This window comes from Flintibacter sp., from assembly GCF_046973065.1.
The window spans coordinates 1-14621 of sequence record NZ_JBKVXZ010000034.1 but is presented as its reverse complement, the minus strand read 5'-3'; the positions used below and the strand labels follow the sequence as shown (position 1 = coordinate 14621).

At 56.8% G+C, this 14621-nt stretch carries 10 protein-coding genes; all 10 read left to right on the top strand.

The window, feature by feature from the left end:
* The first annotated feature begins 9 nt into the window (after positions 1-9).
* The gene (locus ACLTXB_RS12235) at positions 10-672 is read left to right on the top strand and encodes a DUF6100 family protein (RefSeq protein WP_428227201.1); all 663 of its coding nucleotides are present in this window, start codon (positions 10-12) and stop codon (positions 670-672) included.
* A 180-nt stretch (positions 673-852) separates the two neighbouring features.
* On the top strand, positions 853-1995 hold the full coding sequence (locus ACLTXB_RS12230) for a hypothetical protein (protein WP_428227200.1): 1143 nt from the start codon (positions 853-855) through the stop codon (positions 1993-1995).
* Positions 1964-3964 carry a VirD4-like conjugal transfer protein, CD1115 family gene (locus ACLTXB_RS12225; protein WP_428227223.1) on the top strand — a complete coding sequence of 667 codons (2001 nt, stop codon included), beginning with the start codon at positions 1964-1966 and terminating at the stop codon, positions 3962-3964. Before ACLTXB_RS12230 ends, ACLTXB_RS12225 begins: the two co-directional genes overlap by 32 nt.
* A 5-nt stretch (positions 3965-3969) precedes the next feature.
* The gene (locus tag ACLTXB_RS12220; RefSeq protein ID WP_428227199.1) at positions 3970-5337 is read left to right on the top strand and encodes a S1 RNA-binding domain-containing protein; all 1368 of its coding nucleotides are present in this window, start codon (positions 3970-3972) and stop codon (positions 5335-5337) included.
* Positions 5307-5561, top strand: coding sequence for a hypothetical protein (locus tag ACLTXB_RS12215; protein ID WP_428227198.1), 255 nt, complete (start codon positions 5307-5309; stop codon positions 5559-5561). The genes ACLTXB_RS12220 and ACLTXB_RS12215 overlap by 31 nt, the downstream gene beginning before the upstream one ends.
* An 18-nt stretch (positions 5562-5579) precedes the next feature.
* On the top strand, positions 5580-6725 hold the full coding sequence (locus ACLTXB_RS12210; RefSeq protein ID WP_428227197.1) for a hypothetical protein: 1146 nt from the start codon (positions 5580-5582) through the stop codon (positions 6723-6725).
* Positions 6726-6737: 12 nt separating this feature from the next.
* Positions 6738-7553, top strand: coding sequence for a class D sortase (locus tag ACLTXB_RS12205; protein WP_428227196.1), 816 nt, complete (start codon positions 6738-6740; stop codon positions 7551-7553).
* Between the two features lie 96 nt (positions 7554-7649).
* Entirely contained in the window at positions 7650-8348 is a 699-nt protein-coding gene (locus ACLTXB_RS12200; RefSeq protein ID WP_428227195.1) for a CAP domain-containing protein, read from the top strand.
* A gap of 124 nt (positions 8349-8472) precedes the next feature.
* Positions 8473-14070 carry a SpaA isopeptide-forming pilin-related protein gene (locus tag ACLTXB_RS12195; protein WP_428227194.1) on the top strand — a complete coding sequence of 1866 codons (5598 nt, stop codon included), beginning with the start codon at positions 8473-8475 and terminating at the stop codon, positions 14068-14070.
* 72 nt (positions 14071-14142) lie between these two features.
* Positions 14143-14621, top strand: a 479-nt coding sequence (locus tag ACLTXB_RS12190; RefSeq protein ID WP_428227193.1) for an HD-GYP domain-containing protein, incomplete at its 3' end; no start/stop codon positions are given.

Sequence of the window (14621 nt, the reverse complement as noted above, 5' to 3'; positions counted from 1 at the left end):
GGAAGCAATTTGGAACGAGCTGTCCTTTCACAGCGCATCACATCAATTTTATCGGACATTTCACGGCTCACGAATGCGCTGTATGCGCTCAACACCACCGACATCCAGCGTTATCCCGACAACTACGAAGTGTTGTCCACTGACGCGGCGCTTCGGGCGGAGCGGATCGCCTGCCGTCTGCGGCATCTGCTCTACGCCACCACCAGCGTCACCAGAGACGAGTACTTGACCTCCGCCGCGGTTATGCAGGGCATTGAGATCCGGTCTGAGGGTGGCATTTTGGAGATCACGCTGCCCTGTCTGCATCCTAAGCGAAAGCAGCAGCAGAGCACGGAATATCTGCTTGACCCCTTTACCGCCGCCCTCGGCCAGTATGTCAAAAGCAATCCCATGCCCCGGCTGCGCCATTGTGTCGTGTGCTTCTCCCTGATTTACAGCAGGGATCTGCCGGAGCGCCGTGTTCGGGACTACGACAATCTGGAACTCAAGCAATTTCTGGATGTGGCGGCGTCCTTTCTGCTCACAGATGACAGCGGACTGCTGTGTGACGCCTATCACACAACGGAGTTGGGGGACGCGGACTGCACCCGCATCTCCATCATGGACAGCACCCGGTTTCCCGATTGGCTGGAGAGGAAGCGGGCGGCCCTGCAATCCATATCGGAATTATAGCCTGAAAGGTCCCCAAAACCATATCCCATTTTGGCCTGTTTACCCCGCACAGTTTTGGGATATACGTGGTGGATCTGAAAAGTCCCGCATACCAACGCTCTCGCGGACATGGGGTGGACAAAAAAACGCCCAGGTTAAGAACACCCTGGGCGTAAAAACGGCAACGAGGGGGCGGTGTATGTGACCAGGCGAAAGGGGCCGCTGCCATCGCCCAATACCTTCCCCGATCTGTTGCTGACCCTCATTGCTCTGTCCGGCGAGATGCCGTCCGCACTGGTAGGCAGGCTCCCCGGCTCTGCCAGTTACAAGGCGTATTCCGTTAAATCCCTCAAGCGGGAAAAACTCCTTCGCACCTACTACCACGATGGACTTCGCGGCCTGCGCCTGACCTCCACAGCCAAAAGACTTCTGGTGGCGAGACAGCCAGACAGATACCTCTCTCTCTTTACCGGCGACACCGCCACCAACGCACCAAAATACTCAGTCCCACACCGCCTGCGTCTGCACCGGATGGCCGAGGTGCTGGTCACAGCATACAATTCTGGCCTACTGACCTTTCCTTGGGAAAAGCCGCCTGTATTCCAGTCAGGATCACACGACACCGGCTTGTATATCGGCCCTGCCTACTATGGTTCCAGAGAGGTGAAGGAGATTGGTGTGCAAGCGACCATGATCCGCGGCTCACGTTCCACCGGCATCCTGCTTTGTGATGGCGGTATCTATGCCGTCTATAACACCGCTGACGCCCGGATGAAGTGGGAGTACAAGGCTGAAGTTCGGCTCAAAGCCATGATGCAAACAGACCTGTGCCACGGGAGACTGGCGGAGAGGTTTATGGATTCGCCCCCGGGTGCCATCGTCTTTGGCGATGGTATGGACCAACTGGAGACTCTGATGGGCCAAGGCGACAAGGAAACAAGAAACTACCTCATCATGAACGGCACATTTTGCTGTTTCCACTACCTGACTCTCGACCATCGCGGGGAAGTATTGCTGCGGCTCTTGTGTGACCCGGAGCTGAAGGCGGCACTGGATGGGATTCTGTCGGAGGATCTGTCCGAGGGAAGGCCCAACTGGCTCATTGAGCATGACGCCCTAGATGAACATGGGGGTCCTGTGCTGTTCGGCTATACCTGCGATATGCCCCGCATCCGGCGTTTTGACGATGCTCTCGGTCTGCACGGGCAGACCGGCACGGTCTACTGTTTTGATTTTCAGGAGCCGGCACTGCGGCGGGTCTGCGGCCCAAGGGTCACGATTCAGTGCATTGACTTTGACGCATTTGAAGGGAGTGTTTTCCGTATCCCGCAAACAACTGATTAAGGCGCTGGCCGTTCTGCCCATTGCCATCGTGGCACTGCTCTATGGGGGCGGGTATATCAGCCAGTTCCTATATAACCACCATGTCTGGCAGCAGGCTGGCGGTACGCTGTATAGCGGTACATCGCCGGAGTTCCCGGACCCCGGTTTTTTTCCCTGTATCCTGGCGGCTTTCCGATTCCCTTACGGCCTATATGGGGTGGGGATCTGCGTCGCGGTCATCGGCATCCTCGTATTCATGGTCATGCGTATGGGCTACAGCGAGGCAGGAGAATATGACCGGGACCGCAATCTCATTTACTCCAATAAGGGCACCTACGGGACAGCTGGATTCATGACCAAAAAGGAAATGAAAGGCGTCCTGGATCTGGTGTCAGACATCCGCAAGCACCACGGGACCATTTTGGGCGAACTGGACGGCCAGGTGGTCTGCATCCCGGAGGATACCCGCTTCAACGGAAACATCGCCGTGTATGGGGCCTCCGGCTCAAAAAAGACCAGAGCCTTCTGTGTCAATATGATCCTGCAGTGTGCGGCGAGGGGCTCCAGCATGGTCCTTACGGATCCCAAATCAGAACTATACGAAAAAACCAGCGAGTACCTGCGCAGCAAGGGCTACACCGTCCGCGTCTTCAATCTGGTAACGCCATCTGCCTCGGACTCCTGGAACTGCCTGTCGGAGATCGAAGGGAAAGAGCTGATGGCCCAACTGTTTTGTGATGTGGTCATCAAGAACACCGGCAGTGAGCGGGGCGACCACTTCTGGGACAACGCCGAACTCAATCTGCTCAAGGCATTGGTGCTGTATGTGAGCAATAATTACCCGCCGGAGAAGCGGAACATTGGTGAGGTCTACCAACTGCTTGCCATGAGCAGCGAGAAGGAACTGAACGCCCTGTTTGACATCCTGCCGGTTGGTCATCCGGCCAAGGCCCCTTACAGCATCTTCAAGCAGTCCTCAGAAAATGTGCGGGGCGGCGTCATCATCGGGCTGGGAAGCCGGCTTCAGGTGTTTCAGAATCAGGATATCCGCAACATCACCGCCTATGACGAGATCGACCTGGAATTACCGGGCCAGAAGCCCTGCGCCTATTACTGCATCACCAGCGACCAGGATTCGACCTTTGACTTCCTCTCCTCGCTGTTCCTGTCTTTTATTTTTATCAAGCTGGTACGCTTTGCGGACGAGCAATGTCCCAATGGGGAGTTGCCCGTCCCTGTCCATGTTTTGGGGGAAGAACTGTGTGCCACTGGGGTGATCCCGGATCTGTCCCGAAAAATCTCAGTGATCAGGTCTCGCCGCCTCAGTCTTTCGGCCGTGTTTCAAAATTTAGCGGGTCTCCAAAACCGGTATCCCTACAACCAGTGGCAGGAGATCCTGGGCAACTGCGACGTCCAGTTATTTTTGGGCTGTACGGATGCCCTCACCGCCCAATTTATTTCAGACCGCACCGGCGAAGCCAGCATCAGCGTCACCAGCAAGGCAAAGCAGCTGGGCACCTGGCGCATCTCGAATTATACCCCGGAGTATCGAGAGACCAGCGGCGTGGGCCGCCGGAAGCTGATGACGATGGATGAGGTCCTGCGTATGGACACCGATAAGGCGCTGGTCATCATCCGCGGGAAAAAGGTATTGGAGGTTGATAAGTACGACTATTCCAAGCATCCGGAGTCCAAGAAACTTCGGGCAAGCAAGGCCGCCGCCCATATCCCTGCATGGCGTGAGAAACCGCTGGAGACAGCTTGTGCCTCCCCAACGCCTGCCCAGAAGCCAGCCCACAAGGAAAAAGCGGCGCCGAAAGCCTCAAAGGTGGCAAAACCCGCAGCGGCCAGAGGACACACCCCTGCAGCGCGGGCCATCCCGGCGGTGGAGGTAGACCAGCCTGGCGGCAAGCCGGCGTCCAAAACCACAATTATAGCCGCAACCAAAGAATCCATCTTGTCAAAACCGAATGTGAAAAAGGAGGAATAATTTTTATGCCAAGGAAGAAAAGCGTTGCCCCTGACCCCAACGAGCAAGAGATCATGGATCAGACCATGGACGCCGTGGAAGGCGCTGTGGCCGAAGGACCTGCTGGAAATGACGCTGCTCCCAGTGAGGAGACACTCGCACAGATGGAACAGGAGTATCTCGCATCCTCGGTTGACAGGTCTGTGCCCCCAGAGGCCGGCTCCGATGCTTCCATCGAAGATAACGCCAGCGGTGGTGGTGATGCCCCTCTCACCGGCGAGGGTATGTCTGGTAGTGGGGCGCAGCCTAATGAGGAGCAGACAGTCTCTGAACCGGATGGGGCTACCCCTGAAGATGAACCGCAAGACTCTTTGCCTGCTGATGATGACGCCGGAGGGGGAGGACCTCCTGAAGGCAGCCCGGTGGGCGGAGAGGCTGAGGTATCCGATGACTATGCCGCCCTTTTGAAAGAACTGGGCGAGGCCGGGGCGGATGATACAGGGGAAACGCCGTTACTTACCGATTCAGAAATGCCCCGTGAGGACGGTAGTACTGATGACCCACTGGGCCTCCCTGATGAAAGCAGTGATCCCAATGGAGCCGATCCTTCTGATGAAAATTTGGAAGGTCAGTCCGAACCGGAGCGCCGCACACCCTCTGCCCGGCGTGTGGAGCGGACGATACCCATTACCGCCGCAGCAAGCCGCCGCCGGGAACGGGTGTTGACCATCGATGCCCGGGATGAGATCCAGACCGATGAAGACCGGGAGGCCATCATCTGGCATGACATCCAGAACTCCCACCGCACCCGGCGTATCCTCACCGGCATGTTGGATGGCGTAGAGAAAACGGAATCGGGATTGACCCTCGCCGTGGTCAACTACCGGGGCTTCCGGGTGGCCATCCCCGTCAAGGAGATGATGCTCTACACCGGCAAGACCCCCTCCGGCCGTGAGTTCATGGAACTGATGGACCAGCTCAACCGCATCCTCAACGCCCGGCTTGGCTCGGAGATCGACTTCATCGTGAAGGGCTACGACAATGACAGCCGCAGCGTGGTGGGCAGCCGCCGGGAGGCTATGCTCCGAAAACGGCAGACCTTCTACCTGGATACCGATGAAATGGGTGAGCATCTGATCTATGAGGGCCGTGTGGTCCAGGCCCGTGTGGTTGCGGTGGCTGAAAAAGTCATCCGGGTAGAAGTTTTCGGCGTGGAGACCTCCATTGTAGCCCGGGGCCTGTCCTGGGAGTGGATCGGCAACGCCCGTGACCACTTCAACGTGGGCGACCGTATCCTGGTACGGGTGCTGAAGATTAACCGCACCGACGTGGAACATCGACCATCCGGGTGGATGCCCGCAGCGTGTCCGCCACCAACAGCCACGACAATCTGAAGAAATGTATGCCCCAATGCCGGTATGCGGGGCGGGTCACCGACGTCAGAAATGGCGTCGTTTTTATTCGCCTCAATAATGGCGTCAATGCCATCGCCCACTCCTGCTATGATCCCCGCTATCCCGGTAAAAAGGATGACGTCAGTTTTGCGGTGACCCGGATCGATGAGGAACAGGGTGTCGCCATTGGCATCATTACCCGCATCATCAAACAAAATCTGTAAAGAAGGAGCGGCCTTTTTATGAAGCATATCAGACATCTGGCGCTGTGCCTGCTGCTTGCCCTGTCTCTGATGACCAGCGCCTTTGCCGCGGAAGTACCAGAGGAATTAGTGGTGGAAAACCTGAATGGGCAGCAGCGCTTGGTCAAAACCTATGTACTCTCACCGGAGGTTGACCCGGACACTCTGAAGGAGCCGTCCTTTGACTACGATGGCTTTACCTACACCTGGGCCTACACGACCAAGGAGGAGCAGCCCTTTCTGGACGCCAAGGCTGTGACTGAGACGGTGACGGTAGAGACCTCCAGCGACGACCTCACCGATATCCTGGCGGCGCTGGCTCCCAGTATCCCCTATGACGATGGGGAATATGTGGGCGAACTGGATCTGGATCATACCACCCTGACCACTGTTGCGTCAGGATACACCACCAAGCACGGCACAGTTTCTGCAACTAAGGTGATCTCCAACCTGGACCGCAATGATATGTCCTATGTCCCGGCCACCACAGTAAAGAACGGCAGGACGCTGTCTCTGGCCGGCGTGGAGTGGCAGGTCACCGGGACCGACCTTGTGGGCGAGACGTTGTCCCCATCCTCCTGGCAGGCGGTGGCCACCTATACCGCCTCTACCAGCTGGAAGGCTGCCACCGGCTATGTGACCACAGCGGAGTATCATGGTGAGGTGGTCTCCGAAGGCATCGAGAGCGTGACCTACACCGTGGTCTACACCGGCGTGGAGACTGTTTCGGCGGAGGGAGGAAAACTTTTTGGCGGCGATTCCGGCCTCTTTGCCGGCCTTTCCGACTCCCCACTGCTCGCCATTGGCGCTTTCATGCTGCTGGCCCTGGCGGCCGGTTTCGGCGTTCTCCTTTTTACACGCCGCAAGAATGTGTACGTCTACATTCCTGGCGACAGGCCCCGCGACTACAAGCTGGTCGCCAAGTTCCGCGCGGACGCGAAATATCCCAGCATCGACTTGCGGAAGACGGAGCCCTATCCCACCGGCGTGGTAGCCGTTGAGGTCAAACGCTCGCTGGCAAAGGAACTTGTTGACCAGAACTTTACTGTGCAGTGTCAGGAGGGCGATTATGTCTATACAGTCCTCCGAGGGGACGGGGACGCCTGGCATGAATTCAATGTGGACACTTTAACGCCCATCATTTAAAAGGAGAACAGGATGAAAAGACTCTTATCTATTACCCTGCTGATCGCCGCCATGCTCTCCATGCTGACAGTGGGGGCCCAGGCCGCTGACTACGATTTTGTCACCGATGGCACGCCGGAGTACTACGATTCCACATCCTATGAGGAGGTCTACGGATCCCAGTACAATTATGGCGGACCCAATGTGGTGGATTACCAAATCTCGGAACTGGAATACGGCAGCTTCAGCACCACCCAGACCGGCATCATGGAGAAGGCTCTTCTGCCCGGTCTGCAGGCTGCTGTGGCTGCCGGCAGCGGAACCGGCGGCTATGGGATCGGCAACAGCGGCGGGAATACAGTCACCCTGCCTGGAATTGAAAATTCCGGTTCATTGATTTGGGGTGACGTGGAACTGCCCGGAATCTCCCAGTATACTGAGCTGACCGATGATTTCCTGCTCTCCAACGGAGCTATTGGCAAGGTGTCAATCCCCGCCATCGGCGTCAAGAATTACTATCTATGGGAAGGGGAAACGACCGCCAGTATGAACAAGGGGCTGGGACATTTCACCAGCACCAGTGTCTGGGATGGAAACGTAGGGCTCTGCGGCCACAACCGTGGGGCGAAGTATGTGATCGGCGCCATCAAGACTCTGGAGATCGGCGACACGGTCACCTACACCACCTCTGCCGGCACCCGGACTTATGAAGTGGAAACTGTGCGGAAAATTGCCAGCAACGACTGGAGCTATTTGGAACCCACCTCAGATAACCGGATCACCATGATCACCTGTGTGGCAGGCGATTACAGTGTGCGGTGGATGGCGCAGGCTGTCGAGGTCGGTTAAAGTCTCCTGATAGAGATTTTGTAGAATGATGTTGAAAAGCCTTCCTTAGATTTCGTATTAAGTATTATCACGAGATGAAGAAGGAGGTTTTCCAACATGAAACAACGAATGGCCTGCCTGCTCATCGGTATCCTGATGGGCGCGGTGCTGCTTGGGGGGAATATCGCCCAAGCGGCGGAAGCATTTCTCAAAGCCTTCCCCAGCGCCAACCAATTCTATCTGGACGGAGAGCCGGTTCAGATGGAGGCTTATGCCATCAACGGCAGCAACTATGTGCGGCTGCGCGACATTGGCGAGGCGGTCGGTTTCAATGTCTACTGGGACAATGAAAACCACTGCGTACAGGTGGAGAGCGACAAGCCCTATACCGGCCAGCCCTCTCTTCCCACCGATGATCTGGAAGCCGTTCGCTCCGAAATGGTGGAGCGGATCAATGATGTGCGGATGCAGAATGGAGCACAGTTCCTGCGAATTGATGACAGGCTTATGGCCGCAGCTCAGGAGTGTGCGGACAAGCACTACACCTGGCATCATGATCTGGAGGAGTGTGAGGCGGTCGCTCGAAGCGGTTACCCCCACGGTTTTGGCATCAATCTGACTGTATTCACACTCTGTCCCACCGACCATGTAGCCGAGCAGGCGGTGGAAAACTGGGTCAATTCGCCCGGTCATTTCCGGACAATGACTGTCGCTGATGGCGATTCCATCGGGGTCGGCGTTGCACGGGAGAATGGTGTTACCTACTGCTATATGATCGTAGGCAGGCCGGGTGCCTATAATCCATATGGAGCATGATCCGTTATAAAACGAGGTCTCTCAGCTATGCTGGGAGACCTTTTTTGTGCCCGAATGCTCTGAAAGAGCCCTTGGAGAGGGGCTTAAAACACTACTACTCTATGAATTAAGGAGCACTACTCACATGAAAAGCATGACCAAACTTGGCAGCAGACTTCTTTCGATGCTGTTGGCCTTGCTCTGTGTGCTTGGCCTGTTTCCGACCGCAGCATTCGCTGCTGAAACGACCCCAAGTACGATCAAACTGACCAATTGTACCTACAACGGCACCCACTATGAGTCTCCGGCGCTGGGTGTCTGTTATATGCACCAGATGCGATATGACTATGACGGCGATAGCGTCATGGGCTTCTGCTCTGAAAAGGGAAAAGGGATGGGCTGGTCGTTGGAAGGCCATAAGTGGGATAAGCCTGAGCCGATCAGCGATCCTACTGTGAAGAACATGATGGCTTACTTCTATTGCCACACCTCCGGGGTGTTTACGGATCAAGCCATTTCCCTCGGTGTCGCGGAGACATGGAGCCCTGATTATGTTTGGGTGATGAACGCCTGGGTGCAGGCTATCGTCTGGCGATATAAGGAGGGCTTGTTCTCTGACCCTGCGACAGCATGTGCTGAAGAACTCATGTACGTCCACAACAACATCAACGGGACAAACTTCAAAAGCATCGACGATGAGTTAGAGGGATGGTCCTTCCGAGATCGTGCACTGTACATTCTCGGCCTTGGTGAGCAGGGCGTTTGGGGCGACTGTGATGTCTATGAGTATCACTATGCAGGCCCCGGTTCCTCCTATCATCCCGCCAATGATGTACAGGCGGTCTTGGTTGGCCGGCTTACGATCACCCGCGAAAAGTATGACCTGACCATTAAAAAAGTGGACGCAACCAATCCCAATAAAGGTTTGGCTGGCGCAAAATTCCTTGTTCAATCCAATAACGGAACCTACTCCAAAGAAGTAGTTACTGGGCGAGACGGTACAGTGATAGTCGGTCCGCTGGAGGCGGGCACCTACTCCATCACAGAACTGGAACCCCCGGAGGGCTATGAGATCGACAACGCCGGACCCCAATACGTTGTTCTTCCCCGTGATAATGGCACGGAAGTGGTCGTCACCTTCATGGATACGCCCGTTATTACCGGGGATGGCAGTATCCGTAAGGTAGATGCGGACGATCCCACCAAGGGCCTTGCCGGCGCTGTTATCCGCATCGATGGCGTGGATAACAGTTTTACTGGCACATATACGACCGGTCTGGGCGGCTACCTGACCGATGTGCCCTGGGACACTATGCCCATCGGCAGTTATGTGGCCACTGAGGTAACGCCACCCACCGGCTATACCACCAGTTCCGACCCCAGCAAGGTTCGGCAGGAATTCCATTGGGATGGAAAGACGGATGTCTCTCTGGTCTTCGAGAACGACGCCAAGGTCAAGCTGGAACTGCTGAAGCTGGATAAGTCCAATGATCCGCTGCCTGGTGCTGTGTTCAACATCGTCAAGGATGGCCAGATCATTGCAACGGAAGAAACGGGCCGGGATGGCATCATCATCGTCCCCAATGTGACCGAGGGAATGTATGCCTTCGTTGAGGTTTCCGTCCCGGAGCCCTACGCTGTCCTGACAGAGCCGGTCATTGCCCATGTGGATCAGGCCACAGTAGATGGCGGCGGCACAGTCCGGGTGACCGCTGTGGATCAGCGGCTGCCTGATCTCACCATCTTCAAGCGGGATGAGCAGACCGGCGATGGCATCCCTGGCACTCACTTTGAGATCAAGGGCATCCAGCACGGCTACCATCAGGATGTAGTCACCGGCCCCAACGGTAAGGCCACCCTGACCGGCATTCCCGTGGACAGCTATACCGTGACCGAGATCTCTGTCCCTGACCCCTATGTGGTCAGCAGCACCCCCACCCAGACCATCTACCTTGGCCCCGGCGACAGCAGAGAATTGGTATTCGATAACCTGAAGCAGCCGGAGCTGACCATCGCCAAGATGGATGCGGATGATCCTGCGGTCAAGATCCCCAATACTGTGTTCCGTATCATCGGCATCGACAACGATCACCGCAGCGATGTGACCACTGGCAAGGATGGCACGGTCAAGCTCCGGCTGGTCCCCGGCAGCTATAAGATCGTGGAAATGGCGGTCCCTGCCCCGTACTATCTGCCGGACAAGGATGCTGACCGGGAGCAGACCGTATCCCTCAACGCAGGGGAAGAAAAGACACTGACCTTCAAAAATCGAAAGGCCCCGGAGTTGACTATCTACAAGGTAGACAGTGTTGCCGGCGCTCCCATCGAGGGGGCGCTTTTCCATGTGACTTATGTGAGCAACGGTGAGGCGGCGGAGGCCCCCGGCACCATCGACTTCGGTGAGATCCTGACCGATGCCAAGGGCGAGATCCGGCTTCACGAGCAGGGCAAGCGGCTCTATCCCGGAGAGTACACCATCACCGAAATCCGCCCTGCCCCTGGATTCCAGATGAAGGAACCTACCACCCAGAAGATCATCCTCCACGGCAGCGAGAGCAAGACGGTCACCTTTGAAAATGTGCCGCTCAATGCCATCATCGTAGAAAAGTATGACAGTGTGACCCATGAAGCCCTGCCTGGCTGCACCTTCCAGCTGCGTTATTTGGGCGGCACCTCTGGCACTGGCGGGACCGTCATCGGCCAGAAAGTCACCGGGAAAAACGGGACCGCCATCTGGACCGGGCTGAAAAGCGGCACCTACATTCTGGAGGAGGTGGACCCGGCAGATGGGTACTCCATCATCCAGTCCTCCGAGACGATCTTCCTGGCAGACAGCGGTGAGCAGAGCGTCGTCACCGTCCGATTTGAGAATATGCCGGACGGGCAGCTGCTCATCCGCAAGGTCTGCGATGTCAACCCCAGCATCACGCTCCAAGATGCGGAGTTCAAGATCGCCTACGCGGATGGGACCCTGATCGGAGACAGCAATGGCATCTTCCGCACCGATGAGAACGGCGAGATCCGCATTTCCGGCCTGAAACCCGGCAAGAGCGTGGTGGTGACCGAAGCCCGCGCCCCGGACGGCTTCATTCTGGATACGCAGAGCCAGACGGTCCAGATCAAGGAGGGGCGCACGGTCAGCCTGACCTTTAAGAACACCCCCAAGGGCGCCCTCATCATCCAGAAGCGGGACAGCGAAACCAATAAGCCCCTGCCTGGTGCTGAGTTCCGGGTAACGACTGCCGCCGGTTGCGAAGTCGGGCTGAACGGCGTCATCGGTGACAGCACCCTTACGCAGAATGGCATCTTTACCACGGACAGCAGCGGTGAGATCCGAATCACCAACCTGATCCCCGGCGCTTACGTAATCACGGAGATCAAGGCTCCGGAGGGCTATGTGATGGACCAGCCCTCCACCAATGTGGTCATCGGCCCCAAGGGTGATACCCAGACCGTAGTCATTAAAAACTCCCAGGCCGGCACCCTGATCATCGACAAGCGGGATAGTCTCACCGGGAAACCCTTGGCTGGCGTCACCTTCAAGGTTACGACTGCTTCTGGCGAATTTGTTCCTGATGAAAACGGCCATATCTCCAGCAACGGCCTGTATGTGACGAATAAGGAGGGCAAGATCCAGATCAACGGTGTGGTAGGCACACTGGTAGTGACGGAAACCAAGACCATCCCTGGCTACACCATCGACCCCGGCAGCCAGACTCAGACGGTGGTGGTCCACCCCAATGACACCCAGACGCTCTATTTCACCAATACCCCCAGCACAACTCTGGTGATCGAGAAGTATATCGAGGGCACCACCACACCTCTGAAGGGCGTGACTTTCCTGGTCACCGACAGCTCCGGCGCGGTGGTCGGTCCCTCCAACGGGGAATATATCACCGATGAGGCCGGGCGCATCGTTATCAACGATTTGGAGCCTGGAATTACCGTTACCGCGCGGGAGATCAAAACTCTGGAGGGCTATGTCCTGGATGGAACTCCCAAGAGTATCAAGATCAAGGCTGGCGAGGTGCAGACTTTGCGCTTCTACAACGAGGCCAAGGGCACTCTCGTCATCCGGAAATTGGACTCCGTCACGAAAGAGCCGCTGGCCGGGGTGGAGTTCGAACTGACCTACGCGGACGGCGGATATGTGGATTCGGATAACGGACATCTCTCCAGCAAAGGCCTCTATACCACTGACCAGAACGGCGAGATCCGCATCGGCGGAGTCACAGGCACCATCGTGGTCAAGGAAACCAAGACCATCGAGGGGTACACCATCGACGAGGCCACACGGATCCAGACAGTGGAGGTCAATCCCGAGGATACCCAGACGATCACGGTGTATAACGATCCTGTGGGTGGCGTGGAGATCGTCAAGGTCAACGCGGATGATACCAATGAGCGCATCCCGGATACCACTTTCGAGATCCGGAAAATCGATGATGAATTGATCGACACCATCACCACAGATAAAAATGGCCGCGCTTTCCTCGCTCTGAAGGACGGTGCCTATTATGCCGTGGAGATCGAGGCCGGAGAGGGGTTCAAACTGGATGACACTCCCCATTATTTCGAGGTAGAGGATGGCAAGACCACTGTCCTCAAGGTGGAGAACAAGGCCTTCAGCGGCATCATCATCCACAAAATCGACAGTGTCACCGGCGAGGGCATCTACGATGTAAAGTTTCTCCTGTACGATGCCAATAAGAACCCCATCGGCGAGTACACTACCGACCAGAACGGCTATATCTATATTGATGAGGCGTTGGCGGAGGGCAAGGGCCGCTTCTACATCCGGGAATTAGAGGCGGCCGAGGGCTATGAGTTAGACGAAGAGTACAAGACAGTCTATGTCAAGCCGGGCCGCACGATTGAGATCGAGTGGGAGAATGTCCCCATTACCGGCCAGATCCAGATCTATAAATACGCTGAGGAGTACAACCCGGTGACCGGCACGCCCGCCGGAACTCCGCTGAAGGGCGCCGTCTTTGAGATCGTCCAGGAGCGCAGCGGCAAAGTGGTGGACTATATCACCACCGATGCCCGGGGCGTTGCCGCATCCCGCCCGCTCCCCCTGGGACGATACAAGATCCAGGAGGTGACCGCCCCAGCCTATTGGCAGGTGGATCCGGCTATTCATGATATCACCTTGGAATATGCGGGTCAAATCATCAAGCTCTCCGCTTACGATAAGCCCTCCAACCTGGGCGTGACCATCACCAAGCGGGGCAACGCCGAGGTGCTGGCCGGCCAGACCATGCGGTATGACATCACGGTAGCCAACACCAGCAATGTGGATTTGGAGAACTTCTTCTGGCATGACCGCATCCCGACGGATGTGGCCCGGGGCACCACCCTGACCACCGGCACCTACAGTGCCCGCCTGAATTACCGGATCCTCTATAAGACCAACTATACGGCGGACTATCAGGTATTGGCTTCCAACCTGCTCACCAGCAACAACTACTCCTTCAGTCTCAACGCCATCCCCATGCAGGCCGGAGAGGTGGTCACTGACGTTTACTTCGACTTTGGCAAGGTGCCTGTGGGATTCCAGAGCATCACTGGCCCCACCCTGAGCGTCATCGTCAGCGGAAGCACAGTCAATGGCTACCAGCTGGTCAACCGAGCGGATGCCGGCGGCCAGTATCAGGGGACCTGGCAGACCGCCCAGGCCAGCTGGGTGACCATCATCCGCAAGTACACCTCGACCCCGACCCTGCCTAAGACTGGCTACTGATCCTACTCTGAATGCTGGGGCGGCTCTGTAAAGAGGGCTGCCCCAGCCATATCTAAAGGAGGTCCGTATATTATGGATCACACATATCATGCGTCTCTCCAGCTTTTGGAGCCGACGGCCCAAGATGCCCTATCCAATTCTCACAGTGCTTTCTTCCAGCCCCTGCTCCACCGGCTTCTGACGGCCTTCTGCGAGGGGCGTGTCATCCCGGCTATGACGGAAGAGGAGGTCCGGCGGGTCGTCTACCTGTCCCGTTTCCACGACATCGGGAAACAGAGCCTTCCCAGGTCCATCCTCCAAAAGAGCGGAAAGCTGACGCTGGAGGAGCGCAGGATCCTGCAGCAGCACCCCGCGCTGGGCGTCCGGTTGCTGCGTGCCATACCCACTCTGCGGCAGTACCCCTATTATGATGTCCTATATGACATTTGTCTCCATCATCACGAGCGGTGGGACGGCGGCGGTTATCCGGACGGACTGACGGGCCGGCATATTACTCCCTATGTCCATGTGGTTGCCTTGGCTGACGCCTATGACGCCCTGCGAACCGCGAG

Bases quoted from the DNA above. Each gene is read 5' to 3' on its own strand.
- ACLTXB_RS12220 (WP_428227199.1), top strand. From the start codon at position 3,970: ATGCCAAGGAAGAAAAGCGTTGCCCCTGACCCCAACGAGCAAGAGATC.
- ACLTXB_RS12210 (WP_428227197.1), top strand. From the start codon at position 5,580: ATGAAGCATATCAGACATCTGGCGCTGTGCCTGCTGCTTGCCCTGTCT.
- ACLTXB_RS12205 (WP_428227196.1), top strand. From the start codon at position 6,738: ATGAAAAGACTCTTATCTATTACCCTGCTGATCGCCGCCATGCTCTCC.
- ACLTXB_RS12200 (WP_428227195.1), top strand. From the start codon at position 7,650: ATGAAACAACGAATGGCCTGCCTGCTCATCGGTATCCTGATGGGCGCG.
- ACLTXB_RS12195 (WP_428227194.1), top strand. From the start codon at position 8,473: ATGAAAAGCATGACCAAACTTGGCAGCAGACTTCTTTCGATGCTGTTG.